The 17,211-nt window shown below is 37.9% G+C and carries 15 protein-coding genes and 1 pseudogene; all 16 read left to right on the top strand.

The features are described from left to right. Positions 1–256: 256 nt before the first annotated feature. Positions 257–919 carry a transcription termination/antitermination NusG family protein gene (locus tag DW205_RS08285; RefSeq protein ID WP_005865210.1) on the top strand — a complete coding sequence of 221 codons (663 nt, stop codon included), beginning with the start codon at positions 257–259 and terminating at the stop codon, positions 917–919. Between the two features lie 9 nt (positions 920–928). Further along, on the top strand, positions 929–1,366 hold the full coding sequence (locus DW205_RS08280) for a hypothetical protein (protein ID WP_005855475.1): 438 nt from the start codon (positions 929–931) through the stop codon (positions 1,364–1,366). A gap of 238 nt (positions 1,367–1,604) precedes the next feature. Next, positions 1,605–3,554: a nucleoside-diphosphate sugar epimerase/dehydratase gene (locus tag DW205_RS08275; protein WP_005865213.1), complete on the top strand. Its 1,950-nt coding sequence runs from the start codon at positions 1,605–1,607 to the stop codon at positions 3,552–3,554. 34 nt (positions 3,555–3,588) lie between these two features. Next, positions 3,589–4,017, top strand: a complete 429-nt coding sequence (locus tag DW205_RS08270; protein ID WP_005865215.1) for a BT0820 family HAD-type phosphatase — start codon at positions 3,589–3,591, stop codon at positions 4,015–4,017. Between the two features lie 50 nt (positions 4,018–4,067). Further along, entirely contained in the window at positions 4,068–4,865 is a 798-nt protein-coding gene (locus DW205_RS08265; RefSeq protein ID WP_005855491.1) for a polysaccharide biosynthesis/export family protein, read from the top strand. Between the two features lie 30 nt (positions 4,866–4,895). Further along, positions 4,896–7,343 carry a polysaccharide biosynthesis tyrosine autokinase gene (locus DW205_RS08260; RefSeq protein ID WP_005865218.1) on the top strand — a complete coding sequence of 816 codons (2,448 nt, stop codon included), beginning with the start codon at positions 4,896–4,898 and terminating at the stop codon, positions 7,341–7,343. A 21-nt stretch (positions 7,344–7,364) separates the two neighbouring features. Beyond that, positions 7,365–8,564, top strand: coding sequence for a DegT/DnrJ/EryC1/StrS aminotransferase family protein (locus tag DW205_RS08255; protein ID WP_005865220.1), 1,200 nt, complete (start codon positions 7,365–7,367; stop codon positions 8,562–8,564). A 15-nt stretch (positions 8,565–8,579) separates the two neighbouring features. Beyond that, positions 8,580–9,689, top strand: a complete 1,110-nt coding sequence (locus DW205_RS08250) for an acetyl-CoA carboxylase biotin carboxylase subunit family protein (RefSeq protein ID WP_008778521.1) — start codon at positions 8,580–8,582, stop codon at positions 9,687–9,689. A 14-nt stretch (positions 9,690–9,703) separates the two neighbouring features. Beyond that, entirely contained in the window at positions 9,704–10,585 is an 882-nt protein-coding gene (locus DW205_RS08245; protein WP_005865224.1) for an NAD(P)-dependent oxidoreductase, read from the top strand. After that, entirely contained in the window at positions 10,586–11,173 is a 588-nt protein-coding gene (locus DW205_RS08240) for a sugar transferase (RefSeq protein ID WP_005865226.1), read from the top strand. A gap of 20 nt (positions 11,174–11,193) precedes the next feature. After that, the gene (locus DW205_RS08235) at positions 11,194–12,090 is read left to right on the top strand and encodes a glycosyltransferase family 2 protein (RefSeq protein ID WP_005865228.1); all 897 of its coding nucleotides are present in this window, start codon (positions 11,194–11,196) and stop codon (positions 12,088–12,090) included. Positions 12,091–12,099: 9 nt separating this feature from the next. Next, positions 12,100–13,071, top strand: coding sequence for a hypothetical protein (locus tag DW205_RS08230; protein WP_005865230.1), 972 nt, complete (start codon positions 12,100–12,102; stop codon positions 13,069–13,071). Positions 13,072–13,085: 14 nt separating this feature from the next. Continuing rightward, the gene (locus DW205_RS08225; protein WP_005865232.1) at positions 13,086–14,363 is read left to right on the top strand and encodes an O-antigen polymerase; all 1,278 of its coding nucleotides are present in this window, start codon (positions 13,086–13,088) and stop codon (positions 14,361–14,363) included. Continuing rightward, the gene (locus DW205_RS08220) at positions 14,338–15,828 is read left to right on the top strand and encodes a flippase (protein ID WP_227793695.1); all 1,491 of its coding nucleotides are present in this window, start codon (positions 14,338–14,340) and stop codon (positions 15,826–15,828) included. The genes DW205_RS08225 and DW205_RS08220 overlap by 26 nt, the downstream gene beginning before the upstream one ends. A 107-nt stretch (positions 15,829–15,935) precedes the next feature. After that, positions 15,936–16,799 carry an ATP-grasp fold amidoligase family protein gene (locus tag DW205_RS08215; protein WP_005865236.1) on the top strand — a complete coding sequence of 288 codons (864 nt, stop codon included), beginning with the start codon at positions 15,936–15,938 and terminating at the stop codon, positions 16,797–16,799. Between the two features lie 108 nt (positions 16,800–16,907). Continuing rightward, positions 16,908–17,211: pseudogene (locus tag DW205_RS22495) on the top strand (sugar phosphate nucleotidyltransferase); the annotation flags it as partial.

Below are 17,211 nucleotides of genomic sequence, written 5' to 3'. Positions count from 1 at the left end.
ATTTCCGAAATCATCACGTCCCCCCCTAAAATCGAACATACATTCTTGTAGAGATGGGTATACCTCGTCTCATCCCCTCTAAAAGATGTTTTAAATTACTGTCAGACGGTGGGAGACGGAGCATGCTCCGTCTCTACAACTGAGTAATAACCATTCTCCCACCTTTTGCGCTACTCACTAAGTAGCCTAATTTCTCACATGGCGAAAAAGGGTTATGGTGCATATATCAAACTATCTCTTTTAAGCAATCAACGAAATGCGAGCGAATGTTGTAAAAACGGTTGTAAATTCGGTACCTCATGAGGGTATCGACGCCGTAGGCGTTGAAAGAACCATTCCTGAAAACCCGTTACGGCGAAAATCTGATCAGAAACATTGGTACATCGCTATCGTCAACAACAAGTCCGAGAAACTATGCCGTGACAAGCTGGAAAAGCGCATAGCCAGTCAGCCGGAAGGCGAGAAGGACTATGAGGTTTATATAGCCTCCCAAAAAGAGATGTGTCTTCTGCCAAGCGGCAAGCGTAAGCAAGTAGACCGGATCGTCTTCCGTTCCATTGTATTCATCCGTTGCACCGATGTCTTGCGTAGGAAGGAGATCGTGCATCTTCCTTATATCAAACGTTTCATGGTAAACATAGCTGGCGAACGATCTGGAGGCATACGCCCCGTAGCCTTCATTCCGGATGAGCAGATGGTGAAACTCCGTAGGATGCTGGACGATTCCGAAGAGCCTGTCATTATCGATCCCCGTCCGCTGCCTCTTGGAGCGAGGGTACGTATTAACGGCGGTAAGTTGCATGGTCTAGAAGGTAACGTGCTGGAAGTGGAGGATGGCAATCTTAACTTTGTGATCCGTGTAGATCTACTGGGATGTGCCAAAGTAAATATCACCCGTGACCTGCTAGAGCTATTATGATACACATAGATGGATACGCACTACGGTAAAAAAGAGGATAGATCCGGAGTACGCCTTATCTCGTTGTTAGGAAACCATTTGAAAGAGATTCTTAAGCGAGAGTCGGATAATCGTGCCTTCATCCATCTTTACTGTACGGGTCCGTATTGGGTGGCGTTCGAGAAATCAGCTTACCTGTTACGCCAAATATCTTCCCGTACCTTAGTGACCCCGTTAAGCCTCACCACGTACCCGTTTCCAATCGTGATGGTCTCTTGGACAGATGGCGAGTTACGTTCCTATACACGTAACCATCTTTTCCATTGCGAAGGCAATGACTACGGTCGGTTATCCGTCCCTACTCGTACGCTTGACGGTTACAAGGAGTGGCATAAGGAAGAGGTGAGGTATTTTCCGATGCCGGAAGTAAAAACCACGTCCATGGATCGTGACATGGAGATTGATTAAAGATACTTCTGAGGTTCAAGAGGGCCTCTAATCAAGAATATATTATCGCTAGGTCGCAATTAGAAAATGAGAATTAGGCGGCCGATATCGATCAAGAGGTCAGCTATCTCTAGTAGCGAGGAGAGTCCCTTTTTCTTTAACCGATAGACTAGACTCTTGCTTTAGCTTATACCACTCCAACCACTTGAGAGGTTCGGTCGCTTATTATTATAGTTAGATAGATATGAATAAAACAAATATGGAAAAGGTGAAATATCGTTATAATCGCTGGCGTTTAGCGCTGGGGCGTCTGGTAAATTTGCGGTATATCAACCGCTGGATCATTTTTTGTGCGGATCTTTTCATTTCCCTATGTGTATCTTTGATAGGAGTGCTGGGATTATTGTCCATCATGCATGTATACATAAGCGGGATTAGTGTATTAAAGGTAGGAATAGCTTCCTTTGTGGCCAGTATCCTTTCTTTTCTTACGTTCAAGGTTTATCACGGGGTGATCCGTCATTCCACGCTACGTGGACTATGGAGGATTGGTGGTGTCGCCATCACAAAATCCATCCTCATGTTCATACTGCTTCATCTTTTGAAGGCGGATTTCAATTCCTCTATATATTGGGTGGGAGGGATAACCGATTGTATGTTGACGATTGTTCTGCTGATCACCTTACGTGTATTCGTGATTAATGTATATAATAGCGTGTTGTCCCAACTTGGAAAAAAGCGCAAGCGTGTACTGGTGTTCGGTATGGATGAGGATAGCGTGATGATAGCCACATCACCCAACCGGCAAGTATTCATGCAAAATTATAGCATCATCGGCTTCTTGACGTTTGGTAGCGCTAAAAAGAACCTTCGCATAGCGGAACTTCCCGTTTACCAGATCGAGGACATTGATGACTTGTTGCGTCTGATCCCCAGAAATAACTTGGATGGTATCCTTTTCCCGAATATAAAGACCGTCCGACGAGAACGTGATCGTTTGATTCATTATTGCGAGCAGGCCTCCTTGAAGCCTCTCGTGGTTCCTGATATGGAGGAGGTCCATGAGGGCGGAATGAAGCGTTCAGTCCGTGAGATCCGTATTGAGGACTTGCTGGGTCGTGAGGAGATCAGTATAAATCTGGGCGAGATCGGTCTCTTATTGAAAGATAAGACGATCCTTGTTACGGGAGCGGCCGGTAGCATTGGTAGCGAGATCTGCCGCCAGCTGGCGCATTTCCCGATCAAGAAACTGATCTGCCTTGATGCCGCCGAGACTCCGATGCATGACTTACGCCTGGAATTGGAGGAGAAGTATAAGGAACTGGATTTTGTACCTATCATAGGCGATGTCCGGAATCCGGACCGTGTAGATTACGTATTTCGCAATTGGCATCCCCAGGTAGTATTCCATGCGGCAGCTTATAAGCACGTCCCCTTGATGGAAGAGAACCCTTGCGAGGCTGTTCGTACCAACGTGTTTGGTACCCGAGTGATAGCGGATGCCGCCGTAAGCTATGGTGTAGAGAAATTCGTGATGATCAGTACGGATAAGGCCGTTAATCCAACGAATATCATGGGATGTAGCAAGCGCCTCGCTGAGATATATGTGCAGAGCTTGAGTGTGGCGATCAGTAAGGGGGCTCTAGCGGGAAACACTAAATTTATCACGACCCGTTTCGGTAATGTATTAGGAAGTAATGGTTCCGTGATACCTCGTTTTCGCGATCAGATCGCCAAAGGAGGCCCAGTTACGGTAACCCATCCCGATATCATCCGCTACTTCATGACAATTCCCGAAGCCTGCCGTTTGGTGTTGGAAGCCGGTACGATGGGCAAGGGCGGCGAGATATTCATCTTTGATATGGGTGAGCCGGTCAAGATCGCTGACTTAGCGAAGCGTATGATCGAGCTTTCTGGTTTGCAGGTGGATAAAGACATAGAGATTAAATACACAGGTCTTCGTCCCGGTGAGAAATTATATGAGGAACTATTGAGCAACAAGGAGAATACGAAGGAAACCCCTCATGAGAAGATTCGTGTGGCAGCAGTCCGGGAGTACGCCTACAAGGATGTGGTAGAGCACATTGATCTATTAGCTGAATTATCCCTTCATGTACATATTCTTCCTATGGTGAGAGAGATGAAATCCTTCGTCCCCGAGTTCAAGAGCCAAAACTCTCAATTCACGAGATTGGACGGAGTGAATTAGCAATTTAGTCGGTAGTTATAAATCTGAATTATAAATGATTATCGCAGTAGATTTTGACGGAACAATCGTTGAGCATAAATATCCGGCGATAGGGAAGGAGATCCCTTTCGCTTTCGAGACATTGAGAAAGTTACAAATAGAACACCACAAGCTGATCTTATGGAGTGTGCGAGAGGGTAAGCTTTTGGATGAGGCTGTCACCTTTTGCCGAGAGCGGGGCTTGGAGTTTTACGCCGTGAACCGAGATTACCCGGAGGAAGAGAAAAGCCTGAATAACCATTTCTCCCGTAAGCTGAAGGCCGACATTTTTATTGATGACCGTAATCTTGGTGGTCTCCCGGACTGGGGTATGATTTATGAGATGGTGAGTAAAAGACTTTCCTATGAGGATTTAATGCGGAAATACGAGTCGGAATACGAACCGGAGAAACCGAAAGGCCTTTTCTCTCGTTTGTTTCGCTAAATCCATATCATTCTGTGTTCAATGAAATAAAAAAAAGATAACAAAATAATATGAAAATCAAAAGATTACTACTTTTATTAGCTTTACCTCTATTGGTAGCGAGTTGTACTTCTTACAAGAACGTACCATACCTCCAAAACCCAGAGGCAGTGAACGATTTTGAGGAGACCCTTCCATTGTATGACGCAAAGATCATGCCAAAAGACTTGTTGAGCATCACGGTCAATACGACAGACCCGAAGGCTGCGACCCCATTCAACTTGACGGTACAGACTCCAATCAATGCGGCTTTGACAAATATCAGTACGACCACGCAACCGACCATGCAGCAATACTTGGTGAATAATAAAGGAGAGATCGATTTCCCTGTTATCGGTCGCTTGGAAGTGGGTGGTCTCACCAAGAACGAGGCGGAGGACTTGATTCGTGAGCGTTTGAAACCTTATTTGAAGGAATCCCCGATCGTTACGGTCCGTATGGCTAATTACAAGATCTCCGTGTTGGGTGAGGTGGCCCGTCCGGGTAGCTTCACGATCGGCAACGAGAAGGTGAACGTTCTGGAGGCTTTGGCGATGGCAGGCGATATGACGATTTACGGTGTCCGTGATAACGTCAAGCTGATCCGTGAGGACGTGAACGGTAAGCGTGAGATCATTAACTTGAATTTGAATAATGCCGAAGTCGTGACTTCCCCGTATTATTACCTGAAGCAAAACGATATTATTTACGTGACCCCGAACAAGACGAAGGCTAAGAACTCCGATATCGGTAACAGCACGACCCTTTGGGTAAGCTCACTCTCGATTCTGGTATCTATTGCCGGCCTGTTGGTAAACATACTTAAGTAATTGAAAATTGAGAATTGAAAATTAAGAGAGATGATAGACGAACGGATAAATAATAACACTGGGATAGAGAACGAGGAACAAGAGATTGATTTGGTAGCTCTTTTATTCAAATACCTTTTTTATTGGCGTTGGTTTGTTGCTAGTATATTGATATGTTGCATCGCTACTTACCTGTTTCTTCGTTATCAAACGCCTGTATATAACATTTCCAGTTCCGTGTTGATAAAGGAGGAGGATAAGCGAAGCGGTTCGGGCAACAATCCGTTGGCGGCCATTCAAGATTTGGGAATGTTTTCCATGACAAATAATTTTGATAACGAGGTGGAGATATTGAAATCCCGTACATTGATAAAAAAAGTCGTGAACGACCTGAATTTATATGTTCGTGTAGCGGAAAAGCGAGCGTTCGGTTATGCGATGCCTCTTTATAAGAATAGTCCGGTGCGGATTTATATGACACCGGAAGAGGCCGATAAATTGGAGGAGCCGATTAAGCTGGATCTTACATTTACAAAAACAGGAAAATTGTCTGTTAAGGCTGAATATGTGCAAGATAAGGAAGAGCAAGAGATAGAACAGGCATTTGATCAATTGCCGGCGGTGTTACCAACACCTGTGGGTGTTTTAAGCTTTACGCGAGGCGATACCTTGTATATGGAAGAAGAGGAAATCGCTTTACGTGTTACCATAAATACGCCGACGGAGACCGCCGAGGATTATATGAAAGACTTGAGCGTGACCGCCTCTTCCCAGACCACGACGATAGCGAAGATCAGCGTGAACAATACAGTAAAGGAGCGAGGCGTGGATTTCGTGAATCGTTTGGTTGCGTTCTATAATCAAGACGCAAACGATGAGAAGAATGAGGTAGCTCAGAAAACCGCTGAGTTCATAGAGGAGCGTATCGGTATAATTAACCATGAGTTGGGTACGGCGGAGAGCGAGTTGGCGGACTTCAAGCAACGATCCGGTCTGACGGATTTGACAAGTGATGCCCGTCTAGCCTTACAAGAGAGTTCCAAGTATGAGCAGCAACGTACGGAGAACGCTACACAGATCAGCTTGGTTCAATTTCTGCGTACCTATATCAACGATCCGGTCAACAAGGAAGAGGTAATTCCTGCAAACGTAGGGTTACAGGATCAAAACCTCACTAGGGTGATTGAACAATATAACACGATGATCATCGAGCGTAAACGTTTATTACGTACCTCTTCGGAAAATAACCCGGCGGTGATAAACATGAACACCGGCGTTGAGGCGATGAGACGCAATGTCGAGACAACCGTGAATAGTGTCTTGCGAGGACTACAAATCGCCCAGAAAGATATTGAGCGTCAGGCTAGTAAATTTGAGAGCCGGATTAGTGATGCTCCAAAGCAAGAGAAAGAGTTCATGACTATTTCTCGCCAGCAAGAAATCAAGGCGACTTTATATATCATGCTGTTGCAGAAGCGGGAGGAAAATGCGATCACATTGGCAGCCACGGCTAATAATGGTCGTATTGTAGAGGAACCATTACCCGGGAAGGATCCTGTGGCTCCCAAGAAGCTCGTGTTTTTATTGGCTGCGTTTGTGGTGGGCCTGTTTATTCCGGTGGGAATTATCTTTGTCGTGGAATTATTGAAATATAAGATCGAGAATCGTGGCGATGTGGAGCAATTGACGAATGTTCCGATTTTGGGCGAATTGCCCTTGTGTGGTCATAAATCCTCCGATAAGGGAGCGATCGTGGTGCGCGAGAATAAGAACGACATGATGGAGGAGACCTTCCGAGGTTTGCGGACCAATCTGCTCTTTATGCTCCGGAAAGATCAAAAGGTCATACTTTTCTCTTCTACGCAGCCCGGAGAAGGTAAGTCTTTCGTGACTGGAAATCTCGCTGTCAGCTTGGCTTATTTGGGAAAGAAGGTGGTAGTGGTTGGTATGGATATCCGTAAGCCGGGCTTGAATAAGGTCTTCGATTTATCGAAAAGGCAGGAAGGAATATCAAATTATCTGATGGATCCGGAGGATAAGGATCTTTTTGATCTTGTGCAGCCTTCCGGCATCAGTCCGAACCTGGATATCCTTTTAGGAGGAACGATTCCCCCGAACCCGACGGAACTGGTAGCCCGTGATACCTTGGAGAAGGCGATAGAGCAATTGAAATCCCGTTATGACTACGTGTTGCTGGATACAGCCCCGATCGGTATGGTAACTGATACGGCCATAATAAGCCGTGTGGCCGACATGTGTGTTTATGTCAGCCGTGCGGACGTGACCCCGAAAGCCGCTTTCTGCTACATTAATGTTCTTAGGGACGAGCATAAATTTGACAAGTTGGCGGTAGTGATCAATGGAATCGACCTGAGCAAACGTAAGAACACCTATGGTTACGGTTATGGTAAGAAATATGGTTATGGCTATGGTAAACATTATGGTTATGGATACGGCTATGGGTATGGTTTTGAGGCAGAGAATAAGAAAAAGAAATAATAAGGAAATTTATAAAGAGTCATGAGACACGTATTATTTAGTCCCCCTGATATAACAGAGGCAGAGATCAGTGAAGTTGTTGATGCTTTGAAGTCCGGTTGGATAACTACCGGACCTAAAACTAAAAAATTAGAACAGCTGGTAGCAGAACGTTGTCATACCTCAAAAGCTGTTTGTTTGAATTCAAATACGGCATGTGCTGAGATAACTTTGCGTATATTAGGTATAGGAATCGGTGATGAGGTTATTGTTCCAGCCTATACTTATACAGCTACCGCAAGTGTGGTAGAGCATGTGGGGGCAAGATTGGTCATGATAGATTGTGAGCATGGAAAGTTCACGATGGATTATGAGAAATTAGAAGCGGCGATAACCGAGAGAACAAAAGCTATAATCCCGGTGGATTTGTTTGGTATTCCTTGTGGCTATGATACGATTTTCGATATAGTAGAACGGAAAAAGAATTTATTCCATCCAAATGATAACCCGATTCAAAAAGCCTTGAATCGAGTGATTGTTATGGCTGATGGTGCTCATTCTTTTGGAGCCTCATATAAAAAATTCCCAATAGGTTCTGTCGCCGATTTTACGAATTTCTCATTTCATGCGGTGAAAAACCTAACAACAGCGGAAGGCGGTGCGGTTGTTTGGAGAGATATTGAAGGGATAGATAATGATGAGTTATATCACCAATATATGTTATTGAGTCTTCATGGTCAGAGTAAAGACGCTTTGGCAAAAACGAAGTTGGGAGCGTGGGAGTATGATATTATTGGGCCATGGTATAAATGTAATATGACAGATGTCTGTGCGGGCATAGGTCTAGGACAAATAAAAAGGTATGATGAGATTTTGTCCCGTCGAAAAGAAATTATAGACCGTTATAATAAAGGATTGAAGGGGCTACCTATTACGGTGGTAACGCATTATACTTCAGATATTGTCTCTTCTGGACATTTATATATTATAAATCTGAATGACAAAGATGCCGAACAACGGAACAAATTTATAGAGAAAATGGCCGGATTAGGAGTTGCGACCAATGTACATTATAAACCGCTTCCTATGCACACAGGCTATAAGAAATTGGGGTTCAAGATAGAGGACTATCCAAATGCTTATAAGCAATTTAAAAATGTTGTGACATTGCCGCTTCATACCTGCTTGTCTGATGAAGATGTGGATTATGTGATTGAGTGTGTGAAGGAATGTTTAAAATGAGATCTACTAATAAAAATGATGGGAAAGAAAGTTCTAATATTGGGAGTTGCGGCAGTACAAATGGATGCAGTTAGCCAATTAAAAAAAATGGGATGTGAGACATTCACATGTGCAATGGCTAAAGATGGACCTGCTGCGGATTTATCAGATCATTTTAATTTGATTAATATATTAGATGAGGAGAAATTAGCAACTTTTATAGTTGATAATAAAATTGATGTGGTCTATTCAACAGGATCAGACTTAGCGATGCCTGTAGCATGTCGATTGAGTGAGAGACTTGGATTACCTCATTTTGTTTCTTCTTATGCAGCGAATGTTTGTAATCATAAGAACTTGATGCGTGAGAGACTAACATTGGAATGTGAAGGAAATATACCTTTTCAAGTGTTAGATTCTATAGATAAAATAGCAATTCAATATCCTGCTATTTTAAAACCATCAGATGCGCAAGGGCAAAGAGGTATTTTTTTAATTCGTTCACAATCTGAATTTGAGTCTCATTTTCAAGATGTGGTTAAATATTCTAGAGAGGGAAAAGTTATTGTTGAAAAGTACATCGAAGGGCCAGAGGTTTCAGTTAACGGTTATATGGTCAACGGAGTAATGCGATTCTTAATTGTTTCGGATCGGGATACTTGGCCGGAATATACCGGGTTGATACATAAACATATTGTTCCAAGTAAAGCCGTTTGTAATACAGCTAATTCTAAAATAAAAAGAATCGTAGAAGATGCTTGTAATCGGATTGGAATATTGAATGGTCCGGTTTATTTCCAGATGAAAGTAATGAACGGTCATCCGTACATCATAGAAATGACACCACGTTTGGATGGATGTCATATGTGGAATTTATTGGCTAGATCTACAGGGGTTAATTTGATGAAGTTAGTATTTGAGCATCTGCTATATGATGATATTTCAGAACTAAAATGTTTGAATTCGGATATTAAACCGATGGAGTTGGTTTTCTTTTGCCAAAAGCCAAAAACAATAATGGATCAATCTGCTTTCTTGATACCCAAAGATTCGGAGGACAGTTTTTTCTATTATGCGACAGGTGATAATATACGTCCGGTAAATGGACGTTTTGACAAGGTGGGGTATTTTATCCATAGTCTATAAAGGAGTTTTTGGTAATGAGAATTGCTATTACGGGAGCAGGTGGATTTATAGGCTCAAAAGTATTGGAAAAACTTGCTGATTATGATGAGATAGATATTCTTGCGTTGTCAAGAGTTCAAAATGATAGAACACTCTATAATAAAGTAAGATGGGTAAAGACCGATTATTCAGTAGATTCATTAAATAAAGTATTGAAGAATGTAGATGTGATTATTCATTTAGCGGCTACAAGAGGTACACAAGGCTTGATTTCCGATTATCATGTGAATGAGATTGTTACTGAAAATATTTTATTGGCAATGAATGAATTGAATATTAAGCATCTGGTTTTTGCTTCTTCTATTGCAGTTTATTCAGATACAACAAAAATACCGTGGCAAGAGGATATCAGTCTTTCTCCTAAAACTCTTTATGGGATATCAAAGGCATCTTGTGAATATCTCTGTGCTTTTTATACCCGTAAGTTTAAATTCCGATATACTATTTTGAGAATTGCTCAAGTTTTGGGATTAGAGGAAAAGCGTAAAGGCATGATGAATAATTTCATCGAATTTGCATATCAAGGAAAACAATTGATAGTGAAAGGTAAGAGTGTAGCTAAACGTCAATTTATTTATGTTGATGATTTGGCTGAGACTTTTGTTTTGTGTGCAATCAAGCAGAAAGAGGAATCAATCATTTTGAATGTTGGTATGCAAGAGGCTTATACAAATTTGTCAATTGCAAATACGGTAAATTCAGTATTTGAAAATACTAATTCAATAGATTATCAAGAGGATATAGATGAAAATATTGACTCCTCTTTTATGGATACTCATCGCTATGTTAGTTTTTTAGGCTTTAAACCTAAAACAATGAAAGAAGCTTTGTATGAATTGAAAAATCGAATAGATTAGATGTATAAAAATGTAATTAAGCGTCTTATAGATATTATAATATCTTTGATGTTGATTCCTTTTATTTTGATATTAATAATCCCGGTGGCTTTGTTTATAAAATTAGAAGATCATGGTGATGTTTTTTATAATGCAGAACGCTATGGATGTAATATGAAAAAATTTAAAATGTTTAAGTTTAGGAGTATGAAAATGAATGCTCCTGATGTAAGGAATGCTGATGGTACTACTTTTAATTCTGAAAAAGATGTTCGATTAACCAAGATCGGTGGATTTTTGAGAAAAACAAGTATCGATGAACTTCCTCAAATATTTAACGTACTTTTGGGAGATATGAGTTTTGTTGGTCCAAGACCTAGCCCGATGGGTAATGAAAATACTTATACGGATTTTATAAGAAAAAAATTTGGTGTTAGACCGGGTATTACTGGATATAATCAAGCCTTAAAACGGAACAGTGCTACACTAGAGGAACGGTATAGAAATGATGTTTACTATGCGGAACATGTTTCATTTCTTTTAGATTGTAGAATTATTATTATGACATTAAAATCTGTTCTTCGTAGGGAAAATGTGTACAAAAATTGAATATTTTAAACATAAGTGGAATGATATCAGTTGTTATACCTACATATAATCGTGCTCAGACAATACGTATGGCAGTGGATAGTGTATTAAACCAGACATATCGAGATATTGAGTTGATTATTGTTGATGATGCTTCTACGGATGGAACCCAAGATGTTGTTACTCAGATCGCAGATGATAGAATTCGTTATTTGCGATTAGAGCAAAGATCTGGGGCCTGTAATGCGAGAAATATAGGAGCATTATCTGCAAGAGGAGAGTTTATCTCCTTTCAAGATAGTGATGATAAATGGCATCTTGATAAATTGGAGAAGCAATACCAATTTATGATTGATAGAAATTTGGATTTCTCCTTTTGTGGCATGACTCGGATTATGTTGGAGGATCCCAATAGGAAATATTATTATCCAAATGTAGATATGGATGATAATAAAGATTATTTTGATCAACTTCTTTATTTAAATAGAGTTGGTACTCAAACGATTATATGTAAGCGAGAATGTTTTGAAAAAATACGTTTTGATGTTACATTAAAGCGTTTTCAAGACTGGGATTTTGCGTTACAAGCTGCTCGAATTTATTCCATAGGTTACTTGAGGGAAAGTTTAGTGGACTCTTTTGTACAAAAAGATAGTATATCAAAAAGTAGTTTGGCCAATAAAAATGCATGGGAATCATTATATAATAAATATAAAAAGGATATACAAAAAAATCCGACTACTTATGCTAAATATTTGTTTAGATTAGGAAACGAAGTGGTTCTTTTTAATCAAAAAGTGGCTATGGAATATTATAGAAATAGTTTTTATATAAAGAAATCAAAGGAAGCCTTGGTGTTTTTTGTCTTGAGCTCACTGAGAATGAAATCAACTATAAGCAAGTTATTGGATTATCAGAAAAATCATCTTTTTAGATAAATAAGAGTAATGCGAAAATATTTGTTGGTATATCCAAATCGGGATTATGGTAGATTGATGTGGAGAGATTTAGAAAAACTCGATAATGTGGATTTTATTAATAAACCATTGTTTGTTAATAATGTGTTGATTGATCTGCTTTTTCGTATTCATTTTAGCTTTAAATTGAATATGAAAATAGAATTGCCATTAAAACGATTTTGGGAGAAATATTATTCTTTAGATCATTATGATTTTGATCAATCGAATGAATATGTGATTCTGTTTACAGATCCTTCATTGTGTAATTATAGAAATAATTTTCTTGAGAAGTTGAAGAGGAAATCTAATGTGACTATGGTTCTTGTCTTAATAAATTCATTTTATAGAATGAGACGTATTATTGAGCCTATGTTGAAGAATTTTGATTTGATATACACATATGATGAAAAGGAGGCAAAGTTATTTGGATTTTCTTATTATCCTACTGTTTATTCAATGGTAGATGTGGGTGATGTTGAAATGATAAAGCGTAAATGTTTTTTTGTGGGGGTTGCAAAAGATCGGCTGGAAAAATTGATCCGTATTTATGATAAATTGGAACTTTGTGGATGTAATCCAATTTTTTATATATCAGGAGTACCTAGGAAAAAGCAAAAAAGAAGGAAGGGAATTGTTTATAATACTTGGCTGCCATATAAATCAGTGTTGAAAGAGATTTTAAGTTCTGAGTTTATTGTGGAAATAATGGATAAAAATAATGCAGGAATTACGTTGCGTACTTTAGAGGCAATTTGTTATAATAGGAAATTAGTAACAGATAATGAGAAAATACTTTGTTCTCCATTTTATAGAGAACAAAATATTTATTTGCTAAGTTGTGGATCTGTTTTATTAAGTGATTTTTTAAAATGTGTAGATAAGGTGGATTATGGGTATGATGGGAGATATTCGCCTGTGTTATTTGTGGATAAATTAGATCGTTATTTGAATAAAATTTAATTTATATTTGTTTTATGATAGCACCGTTTTTGTTGTGTGTTTTTGCTGCTTGTTTTAGTAAGTTTGTTTATGGTAAATTATATAATCCTAGTACTGTATTTTTTTTGATTTGGATGCTGTTGCTGGCTTTTTCAAGATTAGGGTTGTTTGGCGTTCCTGTACCAAATAGTGATACGTATTTGTTGTTATTTATAGGATTATTCTCTTTTTTTGTTGGGTTTGTATCTGTTGATTTAAAGAAATGGTTTGGGAGAAAAAATATTTTTTTTAGAAAATTTGAAAGCGATGTAAAATATTCATATGTATTGAATTTTAAAATTGTAATTGTTCTATACTCTATAACATTTGTATATTTAGCTTATCAAGCGGTTATTGTTATTGGATTATTGCAATCAGGCCTAACCCTATCTGCAATTCGAGAGTTGTTTACTTCTTCAGATCTAAATTTGTTGAGACAATCAAATTATATGGTTGCTATACAAAATTTTATAGCGACACCTACTGTCTATTTAGCTATAGCGATACTCCCAATAGAATGGTTTAAAGGTAATAGAAATAAGATTTTTATTGTTTCAACTATTCTGATGATTATTGCTTGGGTTCTTACTTCTGGAGGTCGATCTGTTATTCTATGGATGGCTATTTATGTTATATATTTATATAAGTGGAAGGGTGTAAAGATAAAATTGAAAAAAGAAAATAGGAGAAAAATTGTACTGGTTGTTTTGTCTTGTATTATATCATTGATTTTTACAACGATATCAAGGAAAGGTGAAAATGTTGATTTTTTCTTTCAAATGTATCAATATTTCGTTGTTCCAATTGCTCATTTAGAATATAGAATAAATGAATTGAATGCTTCTTTTTTTAATGTTTATGGGTATGGTATGGCTTCGTTTTATGGTGTTTTTTATCCTTTTATGTTTATTTTAACGCTTGCGGGTTGGAAATATCCAATATGGTTAACTACTATACGTGATCTTTCATTTATGAACTTAGAAAATGTGGTGTTACTTGGGAGTGCTAGAATGAATGCATTTGTAACTACTTTTTTTCAATTTTACTTAGATGGTGGGATGTTTGGTGTTTTTGTTGGGGGGGTATTGTTTGGTTTTTTTGTTATGCATTTTTATAAAAAAGCGAAAAATGGTACAGATGATAAATATACGCTAATTTATTTATTATTGTTGCAAAAGTTGATTTTCTCATTTGTTAGATTCTATTTTACACAGCCCGTTCAAGGCATAAGCTTTTTAATGGCTTTTTTTGTTTATAAAAGAATTAGATTGTGAGGTGTTTAAAAATATAAATTGTAAAAATTTGCCAAGTTTAAGGAGAAATATAGTATATCAGTTCTTGTATGAATTGTTGATAGTTTTCATTCCTCTATTTACGATCCCCTATGTATCAAGAGTTTTAGGTGCTGAGAATATAGGACTTTTCTCTTATACATATGCAGTTGCTAACTATTTTGTTTTGTTTGCAAATCTTGGAATTAAAAATTATGGAAGTCGAACGATTGCTATGGTTCGAAATAATAAAGAAGAATTGAATAGGAACTTTTCTGAAATTCTATCAATTCACATTATTTTTTCAATAATTGTAATATTTGTTTATTTAGTGCTTTTGTTTTTTTTTGTAGAGGATAATCTGGTCATATTTCTTATTCAGAGCATTTATGTTTTTGCTGCAGTCTTTGATATTAATTGGTTTTTCTTTGGAATAGAGAAGTTTAAGCTGACAGTAGGAAGAAATACTCTTGTGAAAATTTTGTCTGTATTTTTAGTTTTAGTTTTTGTTAAGACACAAACTGATCTTTGGATTTATGCGCTAATATTAGCCCTTTCTGTTTTTGTCGGGCAGTCAGTAGTTTGGTTTGCTTTAAAGCAATATGTCTCATGGAGGAGGCCTTCTTGGGCTAATATGAAACAACATATTCGACCCCTATTTGTATTGTTTTTGCCGATATTGGCATTGAGTCTTTATAAGTATATGGATAAAATTATGCTAGGATCCATTTCTTCGAATGTTCAAGTCGGGTTTTATGAAAATGCTGAAAAAATAATTAATGTGCCAATGAGTTTGATAATGGCATTTGGTGTAGTTCTTATGCCTCGAATTGCAAATATGGTGACGAGTAAGGATAAAGGAGAGGTTTTTAAGTTAATTGACATGTCGATGGAAGCTGTTATGTTATTAGCAATAGCTATCTCTTTTGGATTGGCAGGTATTTCATTTGTGTTAGCCCCCATCTTTTTTGGTTATGAATTTGAAGAATGTGGAATTCTTATAATGGGATTGGCTGTGACAGTCCCGTTTATGGCTTTTGCCAATGTGATAAGAACTCAATATTTAATACCTTATAAAGAGGATAAAATATTTGTTGTTTCCTTGTTTTTAGGTGCTGCTGTTAATTTGATTGTGAATATAATTTTGATACCATATATGGCTGCAAGAGGAGCTGTTATAGGAACTATTTTTGCTGAAATTATTGTTTGTATATATCAATCGTATTTTGTTAGAAAAAAAATTTTCATTAAAAAATATTTGTTAAATACGATTCCGCCTATACTAATTGGGATAGTAATGTTTGTTTTTGTTTTTCAAATAGGAAATGTAATGAATATAAATATTGTTACATTAATACTTCAACTTCTGGTAGGTATGTTTATTTATGCTGTTGGTGTGTTTTTACTTATGTTAAAAAGTAGAACACGGTTGATGGTTTTGTTGAGAAAATTTGTAGTAAGATATTAGTCGCTTATTATATATATTATGAAACATTTTATTCAAGCTAAATTGCCTTTGATATACCAATCGATTGCTTATATTAAATATTATAAAGATTTTTTAAGAAACAAAAAATGTCTTTGGCTGTTTCGAGAATGTCTGATGAGGAACTTAAAGCTTATGATGCGTGTCTTTATAAAAATAGGCAAGGTAAAGAACTGGATTGGGAAAACCTAAAAACTTATACTGAAAAAATGCAGTGGGCGAAATTATTCGATAAAGATCCTCGAAAAACATTGTGTTCAGATAAGTATAAAGTGAGAGATTGGGTCGCAGATAAAGTTGGAAGTGAGTATTTGGTCCCATTACTAGCGGTATGGGATAAATATGACGATGTAAATCTCGATATATTACCTAATCAATTTGTTCTTAAAACTAATCATGGTTCTGGAGATGCGGTGATTATTCGCAATAAAAAAGCGATAACACTTGCTAAAAAAATAGAGTTGAAAAGGAAATTGAAATTCTCTTTAGAGACGGATTATAGTTGTAGGTACTGTGAAATGCATTATAAGGATATTTCGCCTAAAATTATCGCAGAAGAATTTATAGATTCTAGAGGCTCTGATTTGGTTGACTATAAGTTTTTATGTTTTGATGGAGTGCCTTACTATTGTTGGGTTGATATGGATAGATTTACAAATCATACTAGAAATGTTTATGATTTGAAATGGAATATTCAAGCGTGGAATCAACGATCATATGGTAATTTTAAAGGTGTAGTAGATAAGCCGAAAAATTTCGATATAATGATTGAAATAGTAAAAAAATTATCTCGAGGCTTTTCTCATGTTCGAGTAGATCTATATAATGTTGATGGGAAAATTTATTTTGGTGAAATGACATTTACTAATGGTAGTGGATTTGAGGAGATTTCCCCTATTGAAGCTGATTTGATGTTGGGGGATTTATGGAAAATAAAGGAATTGGACTTTTAGGGAAAGTGTTGGAATGATTTTTCTTTGTAAATGTATTTGTCCTGTTTTACCGGATCTTTATTTGTGAGGTATTCTGAGTTAAATACTAATAATTGAAAATTCATAATTATGAAAGGAATTGTTTTAGCCGGTGGCTCGGGTACCCGATTCTACCCAATCACTAAGGGAGTGAGCAAGCAGTTGCTCCCTATTTTTGATAAGCCGATGGTGTATTATCCTATCAGTGTGTTAATGCTGGCGGGCATCCGGGATATCTTGATTATATCAACGCCCTATGATTTGCCGGGATTCAAGCGTCTGCTTGGGGATGGCTCTGATTATGGGGTGCGTTTCGAGTATGCAGAACAGCCCTCTCCGGATGGATTGGCACAGGCATTTACCATTGGAGCAGAATTCATCGGTGATGACAGCA

Origin of the sequence: Parabacteroides sp. AM17-47, from assembly GCF_003434625.1 — a bacterium.
In the GTDB taxonomy this organism is placed as follows: Bacteria; Bacteroidota; Bacteroidia; order Bacteroidales; family Tannerellaceae; genus Parabacteroides; species Parabacteroides distasonis.
The sequence above is the reverse complement of the archived record's forward strand: the minus strand, read 5'-3'. Positions and strand labels throughout refer to the sequence as shown.

What these genes read in the sequence shown, in the direction of transcription:
- DW205_RS08215 (WP_005865236.1), top strand. Translation starts at nt 15,936, where the DNA reads ATGTCTTTGGCTGTTTCGAGAATGTCTGATGAGGAACTTAAAGCTTAT.
- DW205_RS08285 (WP_005865210.1), top strand. Translation starts at nt 257, where the DNA reads ATGCGAGCGAATGTTGTAAAAACGGTTGTAAATTCGGTACCTCATGAG.
- DW205_RS08250 (WP_008778521.1), top strand. Translation starts at nt 8,580, where the DNA reads ATGATGGGAAAGAAAGTTCTAATATTGGGAGTTGCGGCAGTACAAATG.
- DW205_RS08225 (WP_005865232.1), top strand. Translation starts at nt 13,086, where the DNA reads ATGATAGCACCGTTTTTGTTGTGTGTTTTTGCTGCTTGTTTTAGTAAG.
- DW205_RS08230 (WP_005865230.1), top strand. Translation starts at nt 12,100, where the DNA reads ATGCGAAAATATTTGTTGGTATATCCAAATCGGGATTATGGTAGATTG.
- DW205_RS08255 (WP_005865220.1), top strand. Translation starts at nt 7,365, where the DNA reads ATGAGACACGTATTATTTAGTCCCCCTGATATAACAGAGGCAGAGATC.
- DW205_RS08270 (WP_005865215.1), top strand. Translation starts at nt 3,589, where the DNA reads ATGATTATCGCAGTAGATTTTGACGGAACAATCGTTGAGCATAAATAT.
- DW205_RS08280 (WP_005855475.1), top strand. Translation starts at nt 929, where the DNA reads ATGGATACGCACTACGGTAAAAAAGAGGATAGATCCGGAGTACGCCTT.
- DW205_RS08275 (WP_005865213.1), top strand. Translation starts at nt 1,605, where the DNA reads ATGGAAAAGGTGAAATATCGTTATAATCGCTGGCGTTTAGCGCTGGGG.
- DW205_RS08265 (WP_005855491.1), top strand. Translation starts at nt 4,068, where the DNA reads ATGAAAATCAAAAGATTACTACTTTTATTAGCTTTACCTCTATTGGTA.
- DW205_RS08235 (WP_005865228.1), top strand. Translation starts at nt 11,194, where the DNA reads ATGATATCAGTTGTTATACCTACATATAATCGTGCTCAGACAATACGT.
- DW205_RS08240 (WP_005865226.1), top strand. Translation starts at nt 10,586, where the DNA reads ATGTATAAAAATGTAATTAAGCGTCTTATAGATATTATAATATCTTTG.
- DW205_RS08245 (WP_005865224.1), top strand. Translation starts at nt 9,704, where the DNA reads ATGAGAATTGCTATTACGGGAGCAGGTGGATTTATAGGCTCAAAAGTA.
- DW205_RS08260 (WP_005865218.1), top strand. Translation starts at nt 4,896, where the DNA reads ATGATAGACGAACGGATAAATAATAACACTGGGATAGAGAACGAGGAA.